Origin of the sequence: Achromobacter sp. Root83 (genome assembly GCF_001428845.1) — a bacterium.
Lineage (GTDB): Bacteria > Pseudomonadota > Gammaproteobacteria > Burkholderiales > Burkholderiaceae_B > Achromobacter.
Window position 1 is genome coordinate 174,260 of sequence record NZ_LMIU01000023.1, and the last position, 21,151, is coordinate 195,410.

A 21,151-nucleotide genomic window follows, 5' to 3' on the forward strand; every position below is an offset into this window, starting at 1 on the left:
GCCGCCGGGACGCCCCTTGTGTCCTCCAAGGCGCCAGTTGGCATCACCCGGGCGTTGCGGTAGTGTATGTAAGGTATTCAATGTGGGAGACTGCAACATGCTGATCACTTTTCATTCCAAGGTCGTGGCCGAAGTCCTGATGCTGACCGACCATGCCGGGGCGCTGCTCCAGGCCGCCGGCAAGCCCGTGGGCGACAAGATCCCGGAGCGCGGGGTATTCACCGTCGAACAGCTTGGGCCCGCCATCAGCGGCATCGAGCGCGCGATCGACGAATACCAGCACTCCCATGACGGCAGCGACGAAGAAGACGAAGACAAGGCGCCGGTTTCGCCGATGGCGCGCATGGTTGGCCTGAAAGAGCGCGCCTTTCCCTTGCTGGACATGATGCGCCAATCCCAGGCTGCCGGCGCCGAGGTCACCTGGGAGGTGTCGCGAGGCTGGTAGGCACTGTCGCCGGACGGACAATCTCTCCGGCGGTTTTTGCCTACCCTTCTTGCCTGACGCCATTCCAAGGAGCCTTCCGCCATGCGCAGCGACATCACCATTGTTTTCGACCCCCGGCGTTCGCTGGATCTCTCGGCCAGCGTCGAGCCCTCGCCGCAGCGCCAGGCCCAGGCGCGCGACTGGTTCGACGGCGCCTGGGAAACCCTGGGCTGCGAGCCGCTGCGCCCCAGCGGCAAGGTCCTGTTGCTGGACAAGGTGCTGGGCGTGGCCGACGCGCTGGGCTATGACACGCTCTCCACCGATGAAAAGGAAGCCCGGGAATTCGCCGAGAACCTGGCCCTGGCGCTGGAGCGCCCGCGCATCACCGTGGACCTGCCCGGACTCACCGTGGGCTATTGATACCCGCGCGCCTGCCCAAGAAAAACCCCGCTCGCGCGGGGTTTTTTTGGGTCGTGCCACGGAGAGCCTAGCGTATCCCCGCGCGCATGAACGACTGCACGAACTGGCGCTGGAACAGCAGGAACGCGATCAGCAGCGGCGCGGCCGACATCAGGGTGGCCGCGGTGATCACCGACCAGTCGATGCCCTGATCGGTGGACGAGAACACCTGCAGGCCCACGGTCAGCGGCCGGGATTCCACCGAGTTGGTGATGATCAGCGGCCACAGGAAGTTGTTCCAGTGGTGGCTGACCGACACCAGCCCATAGGCGACGTAGATCGGCTTGGCCAGGGGCACGTAGACCTTCCAGAGTATCTGCAGCGCGTTGGCGCCTTCCATGCGGGCCGCCTCTTCCAGTTCGCGCGGCACCGTCTTGAAGGTCTGGCGCAGCAGGAAGATGCCGAAGGCCGATGCGAAGTACGGCAGGCCGATGGCGAACACCGTGTCGCGGATGCCAAGCTGGCTCATCGAACGGTAGTTCTCCACCAGCAGCACGTCCGGCATGATCATGAGCTGCAGCAGCACCAGCATGAAGACGAAATCGCGGCCGCGGAATTCGAAGCGGGCGAACGCATAGCCGGCCAGGGTCGACAGGACGAGCTGCGCGGCCAGCACCATCGTCACCAGCACGAAGGTGTTGAGGAAGTACCGCGGGAACGGCGCCGCTTCCCAGGCGCGCACGAAGTTGTCCAGCGTCAGCGGCGCGAACAGGTCAAAGCGGGTCGCGTAGGCGGGCGGATGGAACGCCGCCCACATGGCGTAGGCCAGGGGCAGGATCCACAACAGGCCCAGCGCCCAGGCGCCCAGGGTATCGAGCTTGTCTTTCATTGATAGTGCGTCCTGCGGTCCAGCCAGCGGAACTTGATCAGCGCCGTCAGCGCCAGCACCACCAGCAACACGACGGTCAGGGTGGCGGCGTAAGCCGTGTCCCAGAAACTGAAACCCACCTGGTAGATGTAGTACAGCAGCAGCGTGCTGGCATTATCGGGGCCGCCGCGCGTCATCACGACCACGTGGTCGACCAGCCGGAACGCGTTGATCAGGGCGTTGATCAGCACGAAGAGCGTGGTGGGCATCAGCAACGGCCACAGGATACGGCGGAAGTACTGCCAGCGCGATGCGCCTTCCAGCATGGCGGCCTCGCGCAACGACGGTGACACCGTCTGCAGGGCGGCCAGGTAGAAGATCATGAAGAAGCCCGCTTCCTTCCAGACCGTCACCACCATCAGCGCGGGCAAGGCGGTCTCGCGGCTGCCCAGCCAGTTGGGGCCGGGCGAGCCGAACCAGCCCATCACCTGCGCGATCAGCCCGTACTGCGGCGTATAGAAAAACAGCCAGATGTTGGCCACCGCCACCATGGGCAGCACGGTGGGCGTGAAGTACGCCATGCGCAGAAACCCGCGGCCGCGCAGGTTCCGATTCACCCAAAGCGCCATGATCAGGGCGATGCCGATCGATGTGGGTATCGTGCCCAGCGCAAACCACAGGTTGTTCCACAGCGATTGCCAGAACACAGGGTCGTCGCGCATGACCGCGTAGTTGTCCAGCCCGACGAAGCGCGCCGGCCGCGCGCCCTTGGGGGTGGAGAAAAAGCTGTGCCATAGCGTCGCCAGCGCCGGGTAATGCGTGAACGCGGCGAGCAGCACGATGGCTGGCAGCAACAGCAGCCAGCCATAAAGCGCGTTTAAAGAGCGGCTCATCGTGCTGGGTCGGTTTACTTGTAGGAACGCAGGATGCGGTCAGACTCGCGCTGCGCGTCGGTCAGGGCCTGTTGCGGCGTCTTCGAGCCGGTCAGGGCCGCTTGCAAGGCGTCGTTCAGGGTCTTGGTGACGCGCTGGTTTTCATGCGTCGAGAATTCCGCCACGCTGACTTCCAACTGGTCGCGCGCGACTTCCGCGGCCGGCACTTCCTTCGCGTACTTCTTCATCTTTTCGGTCTGCCAGGCGGCCGGCGTCACGGCAACGTAGCCCGTGGCGATGCTCCAGTCGGCCGCGCGCTCCGGCGTGGTGGCCCACTGTGCGAACTTCAGCGCCGCCTGCTGCTGCTCCGGCGTGCCGCTCTTGAAGATGTAGAAGTTGCCGCCGCCCGTCGGGCTGCCGCCGCGCTTTTGCTTGGGCATCATGGCCACGCCGAACGGGAAGTCGGCGTTCTTGCGGATGTTGGTCAGGTTGCCCGTGGTGGTCCAGACGATGGCGGCCTTCTTTTCCAGGAAGTCCTTGGGGGTGGTGCCCCAGTCGATCGTGCCGGTCGGCATGATCTTGTGCTTGGCCGACAGGTCGCGCCAGAACTGGGCGGCTTCAACCACGGCCGGCTTGTCCAGGTAGACCTCGTTGCCAGCCTCGTTCATGAGGATCGCGTCGTTGGGCGTGGTCAGCGCCTGGAACAGCCAATAGGCGAAGGCGCCGCCCGAGGGGATCTCGACGCCCCACTGGGTGGTGTTGCCAGAGGCGTCCTGCTTGGTCAGCTTCTTGCCGTATTCGACCAGCTCGGCCCAGGTGGCGGGCGGGCGCTCGGGGTCCAGGCCCGCGGCCTTGAACAAGTCCTTGTTGTAGTACATGACGATCGTCGAACGCTGGAACGGCACGCCCCAGGTGTGGCCGCCGGTGCGGCTGTTCTGCATGAAGGCGTCATAGAAGCTGCCCAGCCATTTCTTGTCGGCGTCGCTCTTGGCCAGCCCGTCGATCGGGACGATGGCGTCCTCGTCGATCAGCGTGAACATGTCGGTGGACAGCAGCACGGCCAGTTGGGGCGGCGTGCCGCCCTTGAGCGCGGTCAGCGCCTTGGCGATCGAGTCCTGGTAGGAACCGGCGTAGATCGGCTTGATCCTGATGTTGGGATTTTCCTTCTGGAAATCCGCGACCATGTCGTCGACGATCTTGGTGATCGGGCCGCCGACCGCGACCGGGTAATAGAACTCCACCTCGACGGGCTTGTTCTGGGCCTGCACAGGCAGGGACAGGCAGGCGGCGGCCAGGCTGGCGGCCAGGGTCTTGAGTACGGTGCGTCGCATGTTGCGTTTCCTTCCTGTGGATTGGGCGTCTTCTAGCGCCCGACGGTGTTGATGACCGCCGAATCGGCGGCAAAGAAATGCTGTTGCCCGTCCAGCCAGGACAGGCGCAGCGCCTCGCCCGCGCTGGCGCGCAGATGCCCGCCCACGCGCACGGCGACGCCGCTGGTATCTCCGACGCGGCACACCACGATGGAGTCGGCACCGAAGTACTCCACGCTTTCGACGGTGGCGGGGATGCCGTCGCCATCGATGCGTATGTGTTCCGGGCGCACGCCCAGCTTCACGGCCCCGGCGGGAGCGTCCGCGATCGCGCAGCCTTGCGCGCCGGCGATGACCGTGGCGCCCTGCTGCGTCGTCAGGCCGATCAGGTTCATGGGGGGCGTGCCGATGAAGCGCGCCGCGAATTCGCTGGCCGGACGCGCATACAGGGCGTCGGGCGTGTCGTGCTGTTCGATCTGGCCGCCGCGCAGCAGCACCACCTGGTCGGCCATGCTCATGGCCTCGGTCTGGTCGTGCGTCACGTACACCATCGTGATGCCCAGGCTCTGCTGGAGGGCGCGGATCTCGCGCCGCATTTCGTGGCGCAGTTGCGCATCCAGGTTGGACAGGGGCTCGTCCATCAGGCAGACCGGCGCTTCGGAAATCACGGCGCGGCCCAGCGCCACGCGCTGTTGCTGTCCGCCCGACAACTGCGACGGCTTGCGGTCCAGCAGATGGCCCAGACCCAGCAGGCCGGCCACGCGCTGCAGGCGGCGGTCGTGGTCGCGCGCGGGCTCCTTGCGGACCTTCAGGCCGAACAGGATGTTCTCGCGCACCGACAGATGGGGGAACAGCGCATACGACTGGAAAACCATCGAGATGCGGCGCTTGGCCGGCGGCAACTGGGTCACGTCGCGGTCGCCGATACGGATGGTGCCGGCGGTGGGTGTGTCCAGCCCGGCGATCATGCGCAAGGTGGTGGACTTGCCGCAGCCGGACGGACCCAGCAGCACCGTGAAGCTGCCGGCCGGAACCGTGAAGCTCACGCCATGGATCGCGGCCGCGCCGCCGTACTGTTTGGTGAGGTTATCCAGAACGATGGATGACATGCTGTCTCGAAGATCTAATTGTTAGATCCGCATTGTTGCCTGTTATGAAAACCTTTTCATTGTGCAGCGCAAACATGACGGATATATGGCAAAAGCACGGGTTCGTAGTCTAGCGTCGGCCCTAGGCAAAGGGATAAGGGCCGGGGTATTCCCCAATGACCGCGTGATGCGTGACCAGATTGCCGCCCTGCCACCAATGAAGCTGGTAGCCCGGCGGTTCCATGATGTATTGCAGCGTCGGGCGCGGTCCCAGTTCCAGCGCAAGCTGATGCGCGGTTCCGGGACAGGTGGACGCGATCGTGCCGCCGAAGCGCTGGAAGATGGTGCGATGCAAGTGGCCGCACAGCACGCGTTCCACATTCGGAAAACGCGCCACGACACCTTCCAGTTCCGGCGCGCCCGCGAGCAGGCCGATGGCGTCCATGTGCTCGATGCCGGTCAGGAAAGGCGGATGATGCATCAGCACCAGCGTGGGCCGGCCGGGCTGCTCGGCCAGGCGGGCCGCCAGCCAGTCCAGGCGCTCCTGGCACAGTTCGCCGTGGCTCTTCATCGGCACCACGGTGTCCAGCGCCAGCATGCGCAACGGGTAGGTCTCGACGGCGTACTGGATGAAGGGTCCGCCGCCCTGCAGATAGGCGTGGTCGGGGAAGGCGGCGCGCAACTGGGCGCGGTCATCGTGGTTGCCGGGCAGCAGGAAGTACGGGATCTCCAGCGCTTGCAGATGCTGGCGCAGCGCCTGGTATTCCACGGGCTTGCCCAGATCGGTCAGGTCGCCCGTTATCAGCACGCAATCGGGCCGCGGCGTCAGGGCATTGAGCGCGCGGACCGCGGGCGCCAGGAAGGCGGCGGGATCGATGATCCCGTAGGCCTTGTCGCCGGGGGTGCGCATGTGCAGGTCGGTGATTTGTGCGATGAGCATGACGCGTGGAAATCTGAAAGTTGTCGGGGATGTGTGGATGCGGCGGCTAGCGGCGCACGGACGCCGCGGTGCCGCCCACGACGATGCAATGCGGCAGGCGGTTCGACTGCGGCGGCTGGCCGTGGATCTGCGCCAGCAGGTTCGAGCACGCCGTCTGCCCGATGCCGTCGCTGGGCTGCGCAACCGTGGTCAGCGGCGGGGTCAGCAAGGCGCCGAAGCGCATGCCGTCAAAGCCGCACACCGAGATGTCGGCCGGCACGGACAGCCCCAGGCCCACCAGGTCCGCGATGACCGCGGTGGCCAGCAGGTCGTTGGAGCAGAACAGCGCGGTGGGCGCCTGCTTGCCGCGCAGCGCGGCCTTCAAGGCGTCGACGTCGCTGCCGGTGTGCGAGCTCATGGCGATGTGCTGGATGGCGTCCAGGCCCAGCTTCTTGGCGCAGGCGCGGGCGCCCATCAGGCGGCGGCGGGCCCGGTCGGATGCGGTGAGCGGGCCCGTCACCAGGGCAATGCGCTTATGCCCCATCGCGGCCAGGTGGGCCACCATGTCGCTCGCGGCGGCGCGGTTGTCGACCGACGCAAAGGGATGGTCCGAGGATTCGTTATAGACCAGCACATAGGGAATGGCGGCGCGGTCCAGGTCGTCCAGCGTGGCGCTTTTGCTCACGTCCGCCACCGTCAGGATCAGGCCATCCACCTGATGGTCTATCAAGCCCTGCACGGCCGCCGACTCCACCGCGGGGTCATAGCCGGTGGCGGTCAGCATGACGCTGTAGCCGGATTCGCGCGCGCGCCGTTCGGCGCCTTCGAAGCATTCGGCGAAGACCGGATTGGACAGCGTCGGCAGAATCAGTCCGATGGTGCGCGTGCTGCCCGACCGCAGGCTGCGGCCCACGCGGTTGGGCCGGAAACCCGCGCGCTTGGCCACGCTGCGGATGTGCGCCAAGGTATCGGGATGAACGATCTCGGGTTGGTTGAACGCGCGCGAAACCGTCGCCGGCGACACCCCCGCCTTGCGAGCCACTTCAATGATGGAAAAGCGGGGCGACGAGCGCGTAGCCATGGCTGCATTGCTGCCGATTTGCTGAAAACGATTTCATCTTACAAGACAAATATGACCTTTGTATTGCACGGGTTTGCGCTATGCTGGTAGCGACGCAACAACACAAAGCCATGGCGCGGCGCGGGTACTTTTGCCGGGAAATCCCACGTTTTTTCGGTGTTTTTCCCAATTGACGCGGCGCGCACAATGGCAAGGATCGGTCTGCTCCGGCCGCGCGGCTGATTGCCGCATTGCAGGATCGGGCAGACCCTCGGTCAAGGGGACCGGGTGCGGAATGAATTACCGCGCATTCAGGCGCGGCACCGGTAAAGAGGAAAGGACCATGTCTACTGCCTTGAACAGACTTGGCGCGATTGAAGCCGCGCGCAAGCTGCAACGGCGCGAATTAACCGCGGTGCAACTGGTGCGCGCCTGTTTTGCGCGCATCGAGCAACGCGAGAACACCGTCCATGCGTGGACCGCCCTGCAAAAGCAGGCCGCGCTGGACCATGCGGAAGAACTCGACCGCGGCGCCCTGCGCGGCCCGCTGCACGGCTTGCCGATCGGCGTCAAAGACCTGTTCGACACGGCGGACCTTCCCACCCGCTACGGTTCGCCCATCTACGAACGTCATCGCCCCGGCCTGGATGCGGCGTCGGTGGCGCTGTGCCGCGCCGCGGGAGCCGTCGTCATCGGCAAGACCGTCACCACCGAGTTCGCCACCTACCTGGCGGGTCCCACGCGCAACCCGCGCAACGAAGCCTATACGCCTGGCGGCTCGTCCAGCGGGTCGGCCGCCGCGGTGGCCGACGACATGGTGCCGTTCGCGCTGGGTTCCCAGACCGCGGGTTCCATCATCCGTCCGGCGTCCTATTGCGGCATCGTGGGCTTCAAGCCCACCTTCGGCGCCATCCCCCGCGCGGGCGTCAAGAGCCTGGCGGAATCGCTGGACACCGTGGGCGGCTTCGCGCGCTCGGTGCCCGACGTGGCCCTGTTCGCGTCGGTGCTGATGCGCGATCCGCGCATGCAGAACCTCGCCTACGACGGCAAGCCGCGCATCGGCATGTGCCGCAGCCTGCAATGGCGGCACGCGCAGCCGGAAACCAAGGAAGCGTTCGCGCAGGCCGCGGCCACGCTGTCGCGCGCGGGGGCGGTGGTTCAAGAGGTGCCGCTGCCGCCGGCCGACTGCATGCTCGTGCAGCTCCATGCCGACATCATGGCGTTCGAGGCCTCGCAGTCGCTCGCGTACGAGCGGCTGGAACATGCCGGCCAGCTCAGCCCCAAGATCCAAGCCATCCTCGAAGCCGGCTCGCACATCACCGCCGAAGAACACATCAAGAATCTGGCCCGCGCCGAGGAATCGCGAGCGCGCGTGAATGGCTGGTTCCAGGAATACGATGCAGTGCTGACGCCCAGCGCCGCGGGCGAAGCGCCCTTTGCCGACCTGGGCACCGGCGATCCCCAGTTTTCGCGCGCCTGGACGCTGTTCGGGCTGCCCTGCCTGAACCTGCCGTTCGCGACGGGTCCCCAGGGTCTGCCCGTGGGCCTGCAATTGCTTGGGCAGCGCTACGACGACTATCGCACCCTGGCCATTGGCGCCTGGATTCACGAGCGCCTGCTTGCCGCCAATGCGCCCGATATCGGCGCCTCTGACATGTGGCCCCGCGGCTGAACGCTCCGCACAAAAAAAAGCTCGCCGGATAAGGCGAGCTTTTCATTTACGTCGTCGCGGATCACGCGGCTTCGGTGGCTTCCTGTTCGGCTGCCGTCACGGCGCCCGAATTGATGTGGCGGTTCACGGCGCTCAGTACGGCCTGGAACGATGCCGTCACGATGTCGCGGTCGATACCCACGCCAAAGCCCGTACCGGACTCGCCCACGCGCAATTCCACATAGGAAGCGGCGCGCGTGCCGGTGCCGGTGCCGATGGCGTGCTCGTGGTAGTCCATGATGCGCACGGGCACGTCCAGGGCGGCCACGAAGGCGGAAATGGCGCCATCGCCCTTGCCCGTCACGATGCGGCGTTCGCCGTTGTATTCGAGCTCGGCTTCGATGCTGAAATGCTGGCCTTCCCCGGCCGACGGATTGCCGTCGATGCGGTGGCGGATCAGCTTCCAGGGCGCCTTCTGTTCGAGGTATTCGCGGTTGAAGATCGTGTGCACGTCGTCGGCCGTGACTTCGCGGCCGGTTTCGTCCGTGACGCGCTGGATGGCGCGGCTGAACTCGATCTGCAAGCGGCGCGGCAACACCAGGCCGTGTTCCTGTTCAAGCAGGTACGACACGCCGCCCTTGCCCGACTGGCTGTTCACGCGGATCACGGCGTCGTAGCTGCGGCCGAGGTCGGCGGGGTCGATCGGGAGGTAAGGCACTTCCCAGACGGCGTCGGGTTGCTGCAAGGCGAAGCCCTTCTTGATCGCGTCCTGGTGCGAACCGGAGAACGCCGTGAAGACCAGGTCGCCCGCATACGGGTGGCGCGGGTGGACGGGCAACTGGTTGCAGTATTCCGCGCAGCGGCGCACTTCGTCGATATCGGAGAAATCCAGGCCCGGATGCACGCCTTGCGTGTAGAGATTCAAGGCCAGCGTGACAAGGTCGACGTTGCCGGTGCGTTCGCCGCTGCCGAACAGGCAGCCTTCGATGCGGTCGGCGCCGGCCATCACGGCGAACTCGGCGGCGGCGACCGCGGTGCCGCGGTCATTGTGCGGATGGACGCTGAGCACGATGCTGTCGCGGCGCGCAAGATTCTTGTGCATCCATTCGATCTGGTCGGCGTACAGATTGGGGCTGGTGGCCTCGATCGTGGCGGGCAGGTTCAGAATCATCTTGTGGTCGGGCGTGGGCTGCCACACGTCGGCCACGGCATCCGAGACTTCAAGCGCGAATTCGGGTTCGGTCGTGCTGAACACTTCGGGCGAGTACTCGTAGCTCCATTTGGTCTCGGGGCGCTGCGACGTGTATTGCTTGATCAGGCGCGTGCCGGTGGTGGCGATGCCCTTGATCTCTTCCTTGGACATGTTGAACACGACCTTGCGGAAGGCCGGCGCGCAAGCGTTGTACATGTGGACGATCGCCTGCTTGGCGCCCGCGGCGGCTTCCACCGTGCGGCTGATCAGATCTTCGCGCGACTGCGTCAGCACGATGATGGTCACGTCGTCGGGAATGCGCTTTTCGTCGATGAGCTTGCGCACGAAGTCGAAATCGGTCTGCGAGGCCGACGGAAAGCCCACTTCGATTTCCTTGAAGCCGATCTTCACGAGCTGTTCAAAGAAGCGGACCTTGCGTTCCACGCTCATGGGCTCGATCAGCGCCTGGTTGCCGTCGCGCAAGTCCGTGCTCATCCAGATGGGCGCCTTCGTGATGCGGCGGCTGGGCCAGGTGCGTTCGGAGAAGTCGCGGGCAAAGGGCGCGAAGGGGACGTATTTGGTGGCGGGGTTGGCAAGCATCATTACTACACCTCGATCGGTTTCTTATGAATCCCGGGAGCACTGAGTCTCGGCGGCGCATGCGACCGGATGACGGTCTTGTGCCAGGGGTTGCCGTGATTGACCGGCAGGATTCAGAGATAAAAGGGGGGAATCGCGTGTGGCAAGCGTGGCTGCCGAGCTACCACGGGGACACTAGGCCCGGCAACCGATCGGTAGCAGTAGCGATAGCGCAGCGAAGGCGCGAACGCGCAGGCCGGCAACCGGAGCGTCGGAGCGTCCGGCGGCAATCGCGAAGGGGGTGCGGTGTGCGGCCATAGGTTGCTAGTCAAACATACTTTGCCGGGAAGCGCAAACGGAAAAAGCCAGGGACGGATGGATATCGCGCGCTTTCCGCTGGCGCTTACCCGCAGGCCTGCCGGGCTTGCGGGCGGCCGGTGCATTACGGCCTGCTTGAGCGTTTCCCCGGGTGGCTGGGGGCTGAAACAGAAAGGCCGCCTTGCGGCGGCCTGGAGCGATGTTGGCGTGCGCGAACTTAGCGGGCCGGGCCGATGCGCGGTTCCACGTAGCGGTCGGCGCGGGCTTGGCCAAGCGGCTCGCGGCGGCCGTCGTCGCGCGGATCGCGGGTGGAGCGATCCGCGGAAGGTTCGAGGATCCGGGCCTGCTCGGCAACCATGTCGATCTTGCCGATGCGGTTGTGGCGGATTTCAGACAGGGAGCGGCGCAGGTCGCCCACGGTGAAGGGCTCCTGGCGGTCGCCCCAGGTCCAGCGCAAGACGCCCAGGGACTCTTCCGAGAGGTTAGGCGCCAGATCGGCCAGCACGTCCGTGCCCACCGGCGTCGCGGCGCCCGAGGCCAGGCTGGCGTAGAACCACGCGCGGACCAGGAAGAAGACGATCAGCGACCAGATGCCGGCGACCACCCACCAGATGTAGGGATTGACCCTCTGCGCCATGTCCATGGTCGGCTGGCCCAGGGTGTGCAGGAAGTCGTAGTTCATGCGCTTGCCGAAATCCAGTATCCAGGAGGCAACCAGATACCAGAGGACGATGGCGACGGCGATGACTATCGCGCGCACAACGAGTCGGGGAAGCGCCAATTTGAGCAGGGTCTGGCCGATGAGTCGGCAGTCCTGGCGAACGCTTGCGGGCGAAGTCAGATTCATCATGCAAAATATTGTACCTATGACCCGTCCAATTTTAGAACTGCGACCTGGGCAGCACCTGACGCTGACCCCACAATTACAGCAATCGATACGATTGTTGCAATTGTCCACGCTCGACCTAGAGGCCGAGATCTCGCAAGTGCTTGCGGAAAACCCGCTGCTGGACCGTGAGGACGAGTCGCCGTCGGCCGAGGCGCAGGCCGAATCCGAGCGCGAATCTTCCGTGCAGGACGACGAGCCCGCGGCCGAGCGCGAGACGCCGGTCGACGAGATGCCGGGATCCGGCGGCGTGTATCCGGATGACGACTCCAGCCTGCCGGAAGCCGCCCGGCCGGATACCCTGCGCGAGCATCTGCTTGGGCAGCTTGCCCTGACGCGCGCGGCCCCACGCGATGCGGGCTTGGCGTCGCTGCTGATCGACGAGTTGGATGAAAACGGCTATCTGGGTTCTCCGCTGGAGGAGATCCTGGGCTGGCTGCCGGCCGAACTCGAGCCGGATATCGATGAATTGCGCGCGGCGCTGTCCCTGCTGCAGTCATTCGATCCGGTGGGCATCGGCGCGCGCGACATGGCCGAATGCCTGCAACTGCAGTTGCGCAACCCGGATCTCGCTCGCCTGCCCGAGGCCGCCGACGCCACGGTGCTGGCCTGTGCCAGGCAGATCTGCGCGCAGCACCTGCCGCTGCTGGCCACGGGGAATGCCGCGCGCCTGTGCGCGGCGGTGGGCTGTGACGAGGCCACCTTTCGAGCAGCGCATTCCCTGATCCTCCGCCTGGAACCCCGCCCGGGACGCGCCTGGACCGTGCCGGCGGCCGAATATGCGGTGCCTGACGTCATCGTGCGCAAGACCCGGCGCGGCTGGCAGGTCACGCTCAACAGCGCGGCGGTGCCCCGGCTGCAGATCAACGGACTGTATGCCCAGATGCTGGGCAATCAGAAAGAGTCCGCCCACGCGGGCCTGCAGGCCCAGTTGCAACAGGCCAGATGGATGATCCGCAACGTGGAGCAGCGCTTCGATACGATTCTTCGCGTGTCGCAGGCCATCGTGGAACGCCAGACGGCCTTTTTCAGCCAGGGGCCCGCCGCCATGCGGCCGCTCATCCTGAAAGACATCGCTGGCGAGCTGGGTTTGCACGAATCCACGATTTCACGCGCCACAACGCAGAAGTACATGCTCACTCCGTTTGGCACGCTCGAGCTCAAACGCTTCTTTGGCGCGGGCGTTTCGACGGAGGGCGGGGACGCCACCTCGGCCACCGCCGTGCAGACCCACATCCGCCAAATGGTGGCCGACGAGAACCGGGCCAAGCCCTTGTCCGACAGTCAGATCATGCAAAAACTGGCCGATCAGGGGATAGTGATCGCGCGCCGGACGGTGGCAAAGTACCGCGAAGCGCTTCGAATTGCGCCGGCTGCGCTGCGCAAGGCCCAAGCCTCGGCCCGGTGAAATAAGGGACGCAATACCGGAAATTCGTCCCTATTTTCAACGACTTGCGTGACACAATCGTTGCAAATTTATTAGCGCGGGGGGCTTGTCAGCGCAGGAATAATTTTCGATAATCATTCGCATGTACATTTGCGTATGTAATGCCATCACCGAACGCCAAGTCCGCGCCAGCGTGGACGGTGGCGCGACGACGCTTTCCGACCTGCAATTCGAGCTGGGCGTGGCCACGTGCTGCGGCTGCTGCGCGGCAACCGCCGCCGAATATCTGCCGGGCGGCCGCTGCTCCAGCGTGTGCGACGTGCGCTCCATCGCAGTTCCGGTCAATGCCCCGGCCGCCATGGTCGAATCGGGTGCGCCTGCCGCCAACAGCAGCTTCCCGATCCCGCTGGTCGCCATCGCCTGACCTGGGGTGTCTCTTTCCGGCTCGCTGCTTTCATGCCGCGAGCCGCGTCGCTTCCTTCTCGCAAAAATCCCTGATAACCATCGCCAGTTGGCGAGCGGCGTCGCGCGCCGACCCGGCCACGCATAGCGCCAGCTCCGACGGCGGTACGGCCGGCAGGCCCACGTCCAGGATCCTGTGGCCCGGCGCGATGCAGCGCCGTTCCAGCAGGGCGATCCCCAGTCCTCCCGTCAACGCGGCCTGCAGCCCCGCCAGGTTCGGGCTTTCATACGCGATGCGCCAGCGCCGGCCGGCGGACTCCAGCGCGTGGATGGCGCGATTTCGATAGATGCAACCCTGCGGAAATGCCACCAGCGGCACGGGCGCGTCGGTTCCCAGGGGAACAGGGACGGACGCGCTGCCGATCCAGTGCAGACGTTCCGGCCAGGCGGCCATCGCGGCGCCCGCGCCGGGCTCCCGTTTCAGAAGCGCCACGTCCAGATCGCCGCGTTCCAGGCTGCGCGTCAGGATGGCGGTGAGGTCCGAGCGCACCGACAACTGCACCGCCGGCCGCGTCTGGGCGAACGCGGCGACGACGCCGGTCAGCGTGTCCACGGCGTAATCGTCGGGGATGCCCAGGCGTATCACGTCGACGCGTTTGCGTCCGCTTACCGCCTCGCGGACCTCGGTGGAAAGCGCCAGCATGCGCCGGGCATAGCCCAACAGGCGCTCGCCTTCCTCGGTCAATTGAACCTGGCGCCCTTCGCGCAGGAACAGGGGGCATTCCAGCGTTTCTTCAAGCTTGCGGATCTGCTGGCTGACGGTGGATTGGCTGCGGTGCACGCGTTCGCCCGCGGCGGTGAAGCCGCCGGCGTCCACCACCGACACAAAGCTGTGCAGAAGATCGAGGTCGAGCATAGAGCCGTCCAAAGCATTTGATTTTCAAATACTTTCGATCCAAATAAAGAGTTTGTCAATGAATCAGCCGCCGAGGAGAATCACGTCATTCCGCCGCTCCACCGGCTGCCGTTCTTCTTCCCCGGACGTTTCATGAAGGCCATTCCCACCCCTGTTGCCGCCCTGTCCGTGAATGACGCCCCGGGCATCAGCCTGGCGCCGATCGCCGCGTTCTGTTTCCTCTGGAGCTCCGCGTTCGCCGCCGCGAAGATCGCGGTCCGCGACTGTCCGCCGTTGACATTGCTGACCATCCGTTTCCTGATCGCGGGGGCGCTGATGCTGGGCGTGGCGGCAGCCAGCGGGCGCTGGAAACTGCCTGCTGGCCGCGACCTTGCATCCCTGGTCCTGCTGGGCGTGCTGAACAATGCGTTGTACCTGGGCCTGAGCTGGTCGGGCATGACCACGGTGTCGTCGGCGTTCACCGCCGTGCTCATCAGCACCAATCCGCTGCTCATCGGCGTACTGGCCGGGCCGGTCCTGGGCGAGCACCTGAACTGGCGCAAGCTGCTTGGCCTGTGCCTCGGGCTGGCAGGCGTGGCCCTGGTGCTGCGCTCGCGCCTGTCGGGCATGCAGGAGGACCTGCATGGCACGCTGCTCGTGACGGGCGGTCTGGTGGCGCTGGTGGCGGGCACTCTGTTCTACAAACTTTTGAAGCCGGCGTCGGGGCTGTGGACCTCGACGGGCATACAGTCGCTGGCGGGCGCGGTGGCTTTGTTGCCGGTGGCCCTGTTGACCGAAAACATTGGCGACGCGCGGCTGACGGCCAGCCTGTTCTGGAGCATGGCCTACATGGTCGTCGCGGTGTCGATGGGCGGCTACTACCTCTGGTTCATGATTCTTGGCCGCGCCAGCGCCACGTCCGCCAGCGCGCTGCATTTTCTGATGCCGCCGCTGGGCCTGCTGTTCGGATGGGTGGTGCTGCGCGAAGCCGTCACATGGCTGGATCTGCTGGGCATCGTTCCCATTGCGTTCGGCATCTGGCTGGCAACGCGGCGGGCCGAATGAGCCGCAAGCGATATTCGGTTGTTGATATGCAACGAGGCAGCGCCGCGCACTTCGGGCGCCCACCCGGCTGACGCGCGTCCGGCGCCGGGGCCCGCATCGGCGTGTGCATCCGGCGATTGGATCACCGCGCCTGCTTCGCAACCCGCGTGAACACTGCCCACTGCCCGCAAGGCATCAAGCATGCATACTCATTCTCATTGGCTTGTCGCTTTCTTGTTGCGCTCCTAAAGCCGTTTACCAAATGCAGCGCAAGGCTAGGCGCGGCCCCGCGCCTGGTGGTAGTCTGCCTGGGTTGCGTACGCGCGGCATCGTGCGCTCCTTTGTCGCGATGCGCTCGCGTCGCGCCTGACTGCAAGGAGTCCATCATGAAAGGCGACAAAACCGTCATCCAGTTCCTGAACAAGCAACTGACCAACGAACTGACGGCCATCAACCAGTATTTTCTGCATGCCCGCATGCTGAACCATTGGGGCTTCGACAAGCTGGGCAAGCACGAGTACGAAGAATCCATCGGCGAAATGAAGCATGCCGATCGTCTGATCGCACGCATCTTCATGCTGGATGGCCTGCCCAACCTGCAGGACCTGCACAAGCTGCTGATCGGCGAAGATGTGCCCGAGCTGCTGGCCTGTGACCTGAAGCTGGAGCAAGGCGCTCAAGCCACGGTCAAGGAAGCGATTGCCTATTGCGAATCGGTGCGCGACTACGTCTCGCGCGATCTGTTCCAGGACATCCTGGACGACACCGAAGAGCACATCGACTATCTGGAAACCCAGATCGATCTGATCGACAAGGTCGGCATCCAGAACTACCTGCAAAGCCAGATGTCCGTGCCCGAATAAGGCGCGCTTCGGCAATGAAAAATGGCGCCCTTTCGGGGCGCCATTTTTTATACCTGCGGACCTGCACGGCGGCAGGCTGCCGCAATTACTGCGGCCGGGCCGGGCATTCGGCCATCGTGCCCCAGGCGCGGTTCGGTGCGCAGTACTTGTTGCGCGCGTTCCAGGAGCAGGAGGGACGTTCGAAGAAGCCCTGCGTGGCGCACTGCGCGAGTTCACGCTTGAGCGCGTCCTGCCAGCCCGGTGCGCCGGCCGAGGTGGGGGTATTGGGGGGCGGCGGAGGCGCCTGCACCATCTGGGGCGTGCCATAGCCGCCGGCCTGCACCTGGCCGCCGTTGATTGCCGTGGACGTGCCGGGCACCTGGAGATCGAGCGTGCTGACGTCGGACGTGCCAGAGGGCAGCGGCACTTGGGAAGCCGCTGCGATCTCGCGGGCCTGTTCGGGGCTGATGCGTTCGCGGGAGATCTTCACGGCGGGGTCGCTGACGGTGTCGAACAGCGATACCGTGTTGACCTGCCATTCGCGGTCGGCCGGCTTGTCGGGCACGCCCAGCGTGCCGTCGATGCGCGGCTGCGGAGGCTGGGCCACATAGGGACGCCCGTTGGCGTCCAGAACGGGCTGCTGGGAAGCCGCGGTGTCGCCAGGAGCGGGCGCCGCGGGCGGCGCGTGCGCCACCAGCCAGTCACCCAGTTGAATTCCGCCCCAGGCCGACGCGCCAAGCGCGATCAGGAGCGTTGCGAATAATAAACGCCAAGACATTGCTACCCTCATCTGCCATGCGGAACCCGAACGGGTCTACGCTTTGTCTCCGAAAACCTTGCCGCCGTGCTCGCGCATGGCGTGGAATTTCACATCGGGATACAGTTCTTCGGCAACGCGCAACTGCGCGGGAGAACCGATCAAAAACGCCGCAGCATCGACCACATCATAGGCGATATGGGCGGCATTGGCATCCATGAACTTGCGCAGCGCCTTGGGGTTTTCAGACGTAATCCAACGTGCCATTGTGTAGCGCGACGGCAGCATCCGGGCGTCGGCACCGTACTCGGTCTTGAGGCGGTGGGCGACCACTTCGAACTGCAATTGGCCGATTGCGCCCAGCAGCAAGGAGCCGCCGGCAGCGGCCGGACGGAACACCTGGATGGCCCCTTCCTCGCCCAATTGGGTGAGGCCGGTGCGTAGCTGTTTCGTGCGCAGCGGGTCCTTCACTTCGACCGCCTGGAAGAGCTCAGGCGCGAAGAACGGCAGGCCCGTGAACTGCAGCGTTTCGCCTTCGGTCAGCACATCGCCCAATTGCAGCACGCCATGGTTGGGAATACCGATGACATCGCCCGCATAGGCTTCGTCGAGCAGCTCGCGCCGCTGCGACAGGAAGGACACCACGTTGTTCGGGCGCATTTCCTTGTTGGTGCGCGCCACCTTCAGGCGCATGCCGCGTTCGAAGCGGCCCGAACTGACGCGCACGAACGCGACGCGGTCGCGGTGCGCGGGGTCCATGTTGGCCTGCACCTTGAACACGACACCCGTGAACTTGGGTTCTTCGGGCTGCACTTCGCGCTGCAGGGCAACGCGCGGGCCCGGGGGCGGCGCCTGTTCGACCAGGGCGTCCAGCACTTCCTGCACGCCGAAGTTGTTGATGGCGGAGCCGAAAAACACCGGGGTCTGCTTGCCGGCCAGGAACTGGTCGCGGTCGAAGGCGGGCGCGGCTTCGTTGATGAGTTCGATCTCGCCGCTGGCCTGGTCGAAGGCCGAGCCGAAACGCTTCGCGATATCGGGATTGGTCAGGCCTTCGATGAAGTCGTCGGTGTCGGAACGCCGCTCCTGGCCGGGGCGGAACACGCGCATGCGGTCGCGGCGGATGTCGAACACGCCGCCAAACGCCTTGCCCATGCCGACTGGCCACGAGAACGGCACGGCGTCCATGCCCAGGTGGCCTTCGATCTCGGACAGCAGCTCCAGCGGTTCGCGCACCTCGCGGTCCATCTTGTTGATGAACGTGATGATGGGCGTATTGCGCGCGCGGCAGACCTGCAGCAGGCGGATGGTTTGCGGCTCGACGCCGTTGGCGGCGTCGATCACCATCAGCGCGGCATCGACCGCCGTCAGCACCCGGTAGGTATCTTCGGAGAAGTCCTGGTGGCCCGGGGTGTCGAGCAGGTTGATGACGCAGTCGCGGTATTCCATCTGCATCACGGAGGACGCCACGGAAATGCCGCGCTGCTTTTCGATTTCCATCCAGTCGGACGAGGCGTGGCGCGACGCCTTGCGCGCCTTGACGCTGCCGGCGATCTGGATCGCGCCCGCGAACAGCAACAGCTTTTCCGTCAGCGTGGTCTTGCCCGCGTCAGGGTGGGAAATGATGGCGAACGTACGGCGCCGCGCGACTTCGTTGGGGATGCTCATGATCGGAGGATTCTACTTAACGCCGGTTTTTAGGCCGGCGCGGTCCGGTATCGTGCATGAAAACATGTGGGGCATGCGCCGTTGCCGGCGCATGCCCCACGCTTCAAATTCAGGAATGGCGGCGGAACGTCGCCAGGAACACGCCGGCCAGGATGAACAGCGAACCAAAGGTGCGGTTCATCCAGCGGATGTGCTTGGCATCGCGCAACAGGCGCAGCACGCGCGCCGCCAGCAGCGTGTACACGCCCATCGCCACCAGGTCGGTGAACGCCAGCGTGGCGGCCAGCGCCGCGTACTGCTGCGTCAGCGCCAGCGCGGGGTCCACGAACTGCGGCACCACGGCCAGCAGGAACACGGTGCCCTTCGGATTCATGGTGTTGATCAGGAATCCGCGCATGACCAGCTCACGGATGGACGCCTTCTTGGGATCACCGGCATCCACCGCGACTGGCGCGGCGTCCGTGCGGATCTGGCGCACGCCCAGGTAAATCAGATAGGCCACGCCCAGGTACTTGACCACATTGAAGGCCATTTCGGACGTTGCCAGCACGGCGCCCAGTCCCACGGCCACGACGACGAACTGGAACAGGATGCCCAGGATCAGGCCCGCCGTGTTCCAGTAGCCGCGCGCAAAGCCGTATTTCAGGCCAGACGACATGGCCGAGATCGCGCCCGCCCCGGGTGAGAACGAAATGGCCCAGGAGGCCAGGAAGAACGTCAACCAGGTAGATAAGGGCATGATGGCGCGGGTCCGTCGGTCGCAGGATGGGGTTTGCCGGTGATATTACTTGCTTGGGATTACTTGCTCAGCAAAGCCGCGCGGGGGCCGCCTGCCGGACGCCCCTGTGCCGGGCGGCCAGAGCCGCCGTTGCCAGCCGGGCGGGAAGATCCTTCGGGATGGCGATGGCCCTGTTGGGGGCGGCTTTCGGTGCGGCCGGCGTGAGCCGGACGGTCGGCGGGCTTGCCGTCGCGCGAACCGCCGTTGCCGCGGCCTTCACCGCCGGCGCGGGCCGGAGCGGGCGCCCGGCCGCCGGCGGCGGCGCGGGGCTGGCCTTGAGCGGGACGCGAACGGCCCGCGCCGGCATTGCCATTGCCATTGCCACGGCCGGCATTGCCGCCGTTGCCGCCACGGCCGCCATTGCGGCCGCCGCCGCCGCCGCGCGGGCTGCGGGAATCCTCGTCGCGCTCCTGGCGCTCGAAGGCGGCTGCGCTGGTGGCGGACGGGGTCCAGCCTTCAACGGGCTTGCGTTCGATGGTCTTCTTGATCAGGCGCTCGATGTCCTTGAGCAGCTTGATTTCGCTGTTGTCGACCAGCGAGACCGCGGCGCCGGTGGCGCCGGCGCGGCCCGTGCGGCCGATGCGGTGGACATAGTCTTCCGGCACGTTGGGCAGTTCGAAGTTCACCACCTGGGGCAGCTGGTCGATGTCCAGGCCGCGGGCGGCGATATCGGTGGCAACCAGCACGGTCACGGTGCTGTCCTTGAAGCCGGCCAGCGCGCGGGTGCGGGCCGATTGGCTCTTGTTGCCGTGGATGGCGGCCGCGGTCAGGCCGTCCTTGACCAGCTTTTCAGCCAGGCGGTTGGCGCCGTGCTTGGTGCGCGTGAACACCAGGACCTGGTGCCAGCCGCTTTCGCGGATGATGTGGCTGATCAGGTCGCGCTTGTGGTGCTGTTCCACCATGTGCACCGTCTGGGTGACCAGTTCGGTGGCGGTGTTGCGCGGGGTGACCGAGACTTCGCCCGGATTGTTCAGGACGCCGCGCGCCAGGGTGCGGATCTCGTCGGAGAACGTGGCCGAGAACAGCAGGTTCTGGCGTTGCTTGGGCAGCAGCGCGAGGATCTTGCGGATGTCGCGGATGAAGCCCATGTCCAGCATGCGGTCGGCTTCGTCCAGCACCAGGATTTCCACGCCGGACAGGTCCACCGTCTTCTGGCCGCAATGGTCCAGCAGGCGGCCGGGAGTGGCCACCAGAATGTCCAGCGGCTTGCGCAGCGCGGAAATCTGGGGGTTGATATTGACGCCGCCGAACATCACCATGGACGTCAGCGAGGTGTACTTGCCGTAGGTCTGCACCGATTCCGCGACCTGCGCGGTCAGTTCACGCGTCGGGGTCAGGATCAGGCAACGGGGGCGGCCGGGCTTGCGGGCCTCGGGCTTTTGTTGCATCAGCAGATGCAGGATGGGCAACGTGAAACCGGCGGTCTTGCCGGTGCCCGTCTGGGCGGCCGCGAGCAGGTCGCCGCCTTTCAGGACTTGAGGAATGGCCTGGGCTTGAATAGGCGTGGGCGCGGTGTAGCCGGTATCGGCAATGGCGCGCAACAGGGAATCAGCCAGCCCGAGGTCGGCAAAAGGGGAAGAGGTAGTCAAAACAACTCCAGCGGCAGCCCGTCGCTCAAGTTGAGAGACTCCAATCCAGGCGGACGAATAAGGAGAAAAGGGAAGCGCCCTGATGGGCGAAGCTTGGCAGCGAAGGGCCTAGCGAACGTGTGCAGATTGGCAAAGCACACGGCCGGATTGTAGCTGATGTCGCGCCGCAGCACCGGCAAGAATGCCGACGTTCGTATCATCAGGCAACAATTTGCATCGACTATCA

The 21,151-nt window shown here is 65.4% G+C and carries 20 protein-coding genes; 7 read left to right on the plus strand and 13 right to left on the minus strand.

Going from position 1 to position 21,151, the window contains the following annotated elements; translation table 11 throughout:
* Positions 1-97: 97 nt before the first annotated feature.
* Positions 98-445 (plus strand): DUF1840 domain-containing protein, encoded by a 348-nt coding sequence (locus tag ASE30_RS20405; RefSeq protein WP_057286099.1) that lies wholly within the window; start codon positions 98-100, stop codon positions 443-445.
* Positions 446-526: 81 nt separating this feature from the next.
* A complete protein-coding gene (locus ASE30_RS20410) occupies positions 527-844 on the plus strand; it encodes a hypothetical protein (protein ID WP_057286100.1) in 318 nt (105 codons plus the stop codon).
* A gap of 67 nt (positions 845-911) precedes the next feature.
* Here ASE30_RS20410 and ASE30_RS20415 read toward each other — a convergent pair whose 3' ends face one another.
* The 6 genes from ASE30_RS20415 to ASE30_RS20440 all read right to left on the minus strand — a co-directional run bounded on the left by ASE30_RS20415 (position 912) and on the right by ASE30_RS20440 (position 6,961).
* Positions 912-1,712 (minus strand): carbohydrate ABC transporter permease, encoded by an 801-nt coding sequence (locus tag ASE30_RS20415; RefSeq protein ID WP_057286101.1) that lies wholly within the window; start codon positions 1,710-1,712, stop codon positions 912-914.
* Positions 1,709-2,584 carry a carbohydrate ABC transporter permease gene (locus tag ASE30_RS20420; protein WP_057286102.1) on the minus strand — a complete coding sequence of 292 codons (876 nt, stop codon included), beginning with the start codon at positions 2,582-2,584 and terminating at the stop codon, positions 1,709-1,711. The genes ASE30_RS20415 and ASE30_RS20420 overlap by 4 nt, the downstream gene beginning before the upstream one ends.
* 14 nt (positions 2,585-2,598) lie before the next feature.
* The gene (locus ASE30_RS20425) at positions 2,599-3,894 is read right to left on the minus strand and encodes an ABC transporter substrate-binding protein (protein ID WP_057286103.1); all 1,296 of its coding nucleotides are present in this window, start codon (positions 3,892-3,894) and stop codon (positions 2,599-2,601) included.
* Between the two features lie 32 nt (positions 3,895-3,926).
* A complete protein-coding gene (locus tag ASE30_RS20430) occupies positions 3,927-4,982 on the minus strand; it encodes an ABC transporter ATP-binding protein (protein WP_057286104.1) in 1,056 nt (351 codons plus the stop codon).
* 121 nt (positions 4,983-5,103) lie between these two features.
* Positions 5,104-5,901 carry a phosphodiesterase gene (locus tag ASE30_RS20435; RefSeq protein WP_057286105.1) on the minus strand — a complete coding sequence of 266 codons (798 nt, stop codon included), beginning with the start codon at positions 5,899-5,901 and terminating at the stop codon, positions 5,104-5,106.
* A 46-nt stretch (positions 5,902-5,947) separates the two neighbouring features.
* Complete coding sequence (locus ASE30_RS20440; RefSeq protein WP_057286106.1) at positions 5,948-6,961, minus strand: LacI family DNA-binding transcriptional regulator; 1,014 nt, start codon at positions 6,959-6,961, stop codon at positions 5,948-5,950.
* Positions 6,962-7,283: 322 nt separating this feature from the next.
* Between ASE30_RS20440 and ASE30_RS20445 the strand changes: the two genes are divergently transcribed.
* Positions 7,284-8,612 (plus strand): amidase, encoded by a 1,329-nt coding sequence (locus tag ASE30_RS20445; protein WP_057286107.1) that lies wholly within the window; start codon positions 7,284-7,286, stop codon positions 8,610-8,612.
* Positions 8,613-8,673: 61 nt separating this feature from the next.
* Here the strand turns inward: ASE30_RS20445 and leuA are convergent, their stop codons facing one another.
* Positions 8,674-10,386: a 2-isopropylmalate synthase gene (gene leuA / locus ASE30_RS20450; protein ID WP_057286108.1), complete on the minus strand. Its 1,713-nt coding sequence runs from the start codon at positions 10,384-10,386 to the stop codon at positions 8,674-8,676.
* Positions 10,387-10,897: 511 nt separating this feature from the next.
* Positions 10,898-11,530 carry a hypothetical protein gene (locus ASE30_RS20455; protein WP_057286109.1) on the minus strand — a complete coding sequence of 211 codons (633 nt, stop codon included), beginning with the start codon at positions 11,528-11,530 and terminating at the stop codon, positions 10,898-10,900.
* Between ASE30_RS20455 and rpoN the strand changes: the two genes are divergently transcribed.
* Both rpoN and ASE30_RS20465 read left to right on the plus strand, forming a co-directional pair.
* On the plus strand, positions 11,529-12,974 hold the full coding sequence (rpoN, locus tag ASE30_RS20460) for an RNA polymerase factor sigma-54 (RefSeq protein ID WP_057286110.1): 1,446 nt from the start codon (positions 11,529-11,531) through the stop codon (positions 12,972-12,974). The two genes, ASE30_RS20455 and rpoN, sit on opposite strands and share 2 nt — an antisense overlap.
* 121 nt (positions 12,975-13,095) lie before the next feature.
* Complete coding sequence (locus tag ASE30_RS20465; RefSeq protein WP_057286111.1) at positions 13,096-13,377, plus strand: bacterioferritin-associated ferredoxin; 282 nt, start codon at positions 13,096-13,098, stop codon at positions 13,375-13,377.
* 30 nt (positions 13,378-13,407) lie between these two features.
* Here the strand turns inward: ASE30_RS20465 and ASE30_RS20470 are convergent, their stop codons facing one another.
* A complete protein-coding gene (locus tag ASE30_RS20470; RefSeq protein ID WP_057286112.1) occupies positions 13,408-14,271 on the minus strand; it encodes a LysR substrate-binding domain-containing protein in 864 nt (287 codons plus the stop codon).
* A gap of 132 nt (positions 14,272-14,403) precedes the next feature.
* Here ASE30_RS20470 and ASE30_RS20475 point away from each other — a divergent pair, with 132 nt between their 5' ends.
* Positions 14,404-15,315, plus strand: a complete 912-nt coding sequence (locus ASE30_RS20475; RefSeq protein ID WP_057286113.1) for a DMT family transporter — start codon at positions 14,404-14,406, stop codon at positions 15,313-15,315.
* A 365-nt stretch (positions 15,316-15,680) separates the two neighbouring features.
* On the plus strand, positions 15,681-16,157 hold the full coding sequence (gene bfr / locus ASE30_RS20480; RefSeq protein WP_057286114.1) for a bacterioferritin: 477 nt from the start codon (positions 15,681-15,683) through the stop codon (positions 16,155-16,157).
* 85 nt (positions 16,158-16,242) lie between these two features.
* On the opposite strand, the gene ASE30_RS20485 is transcribed toward bfr, so the two are convergent.
* The 4 genes from ASE30_RS20485 to ASE30_RS20500 form a co-directional block, all read right to left on the minus strand.
* On the minus strand, positions 16,243-16,926 hold the full coding sequence (locus ASE30_RS20485) for a hypothetical protein (RefSeq protein ID WP_200964455.1): 684 nt from the start codon (positions 16,924-16,926) through the stop codon (positions 16,243-16,245).
* A gap of 24 nt (positions 16,927-16,950) precedes the next feature.
* The gene (locus ASE30_RS20490) at positions 16,951-18,558 is read right to left on the minus strand and encodes a peptide chain release factor 3 (protein WP_057286116.1); all 1,608 of its coding nucleotides are present in this window, start codon (positions 18,556-18,558) and stop codon (positions 16,951-16,953) included.
* A gap of 109 nt (positions 18,559-18,667) precedes the next feature.
* On the minus strand, positions 18,668-19,297 hold the full coding sequence (locus ASE30_RS20495; RefSeq protein WP_057286117.1) for a LysE family translocator: 630 nt from the start codon (positions 19,295-19,297) through the stop codon (positions 18,668-18,670).
* A 59-nt stretch (positions 19,298-19,356) separates the two neighbouring features.
* Positions 19,357-20,925, minus strand: coding sequence for a DEAD/DEAH box helicase (locus tag ASE30_RS20500; RefSeq protein ID WP_057286118.1), 1,569 nt, complete (start codon positions 20,923-20,925; stop codon positions 19,357-19,359).
* Between the last annotated feature and the right edge of the window lie 226 nt (positions 20,926-21,151).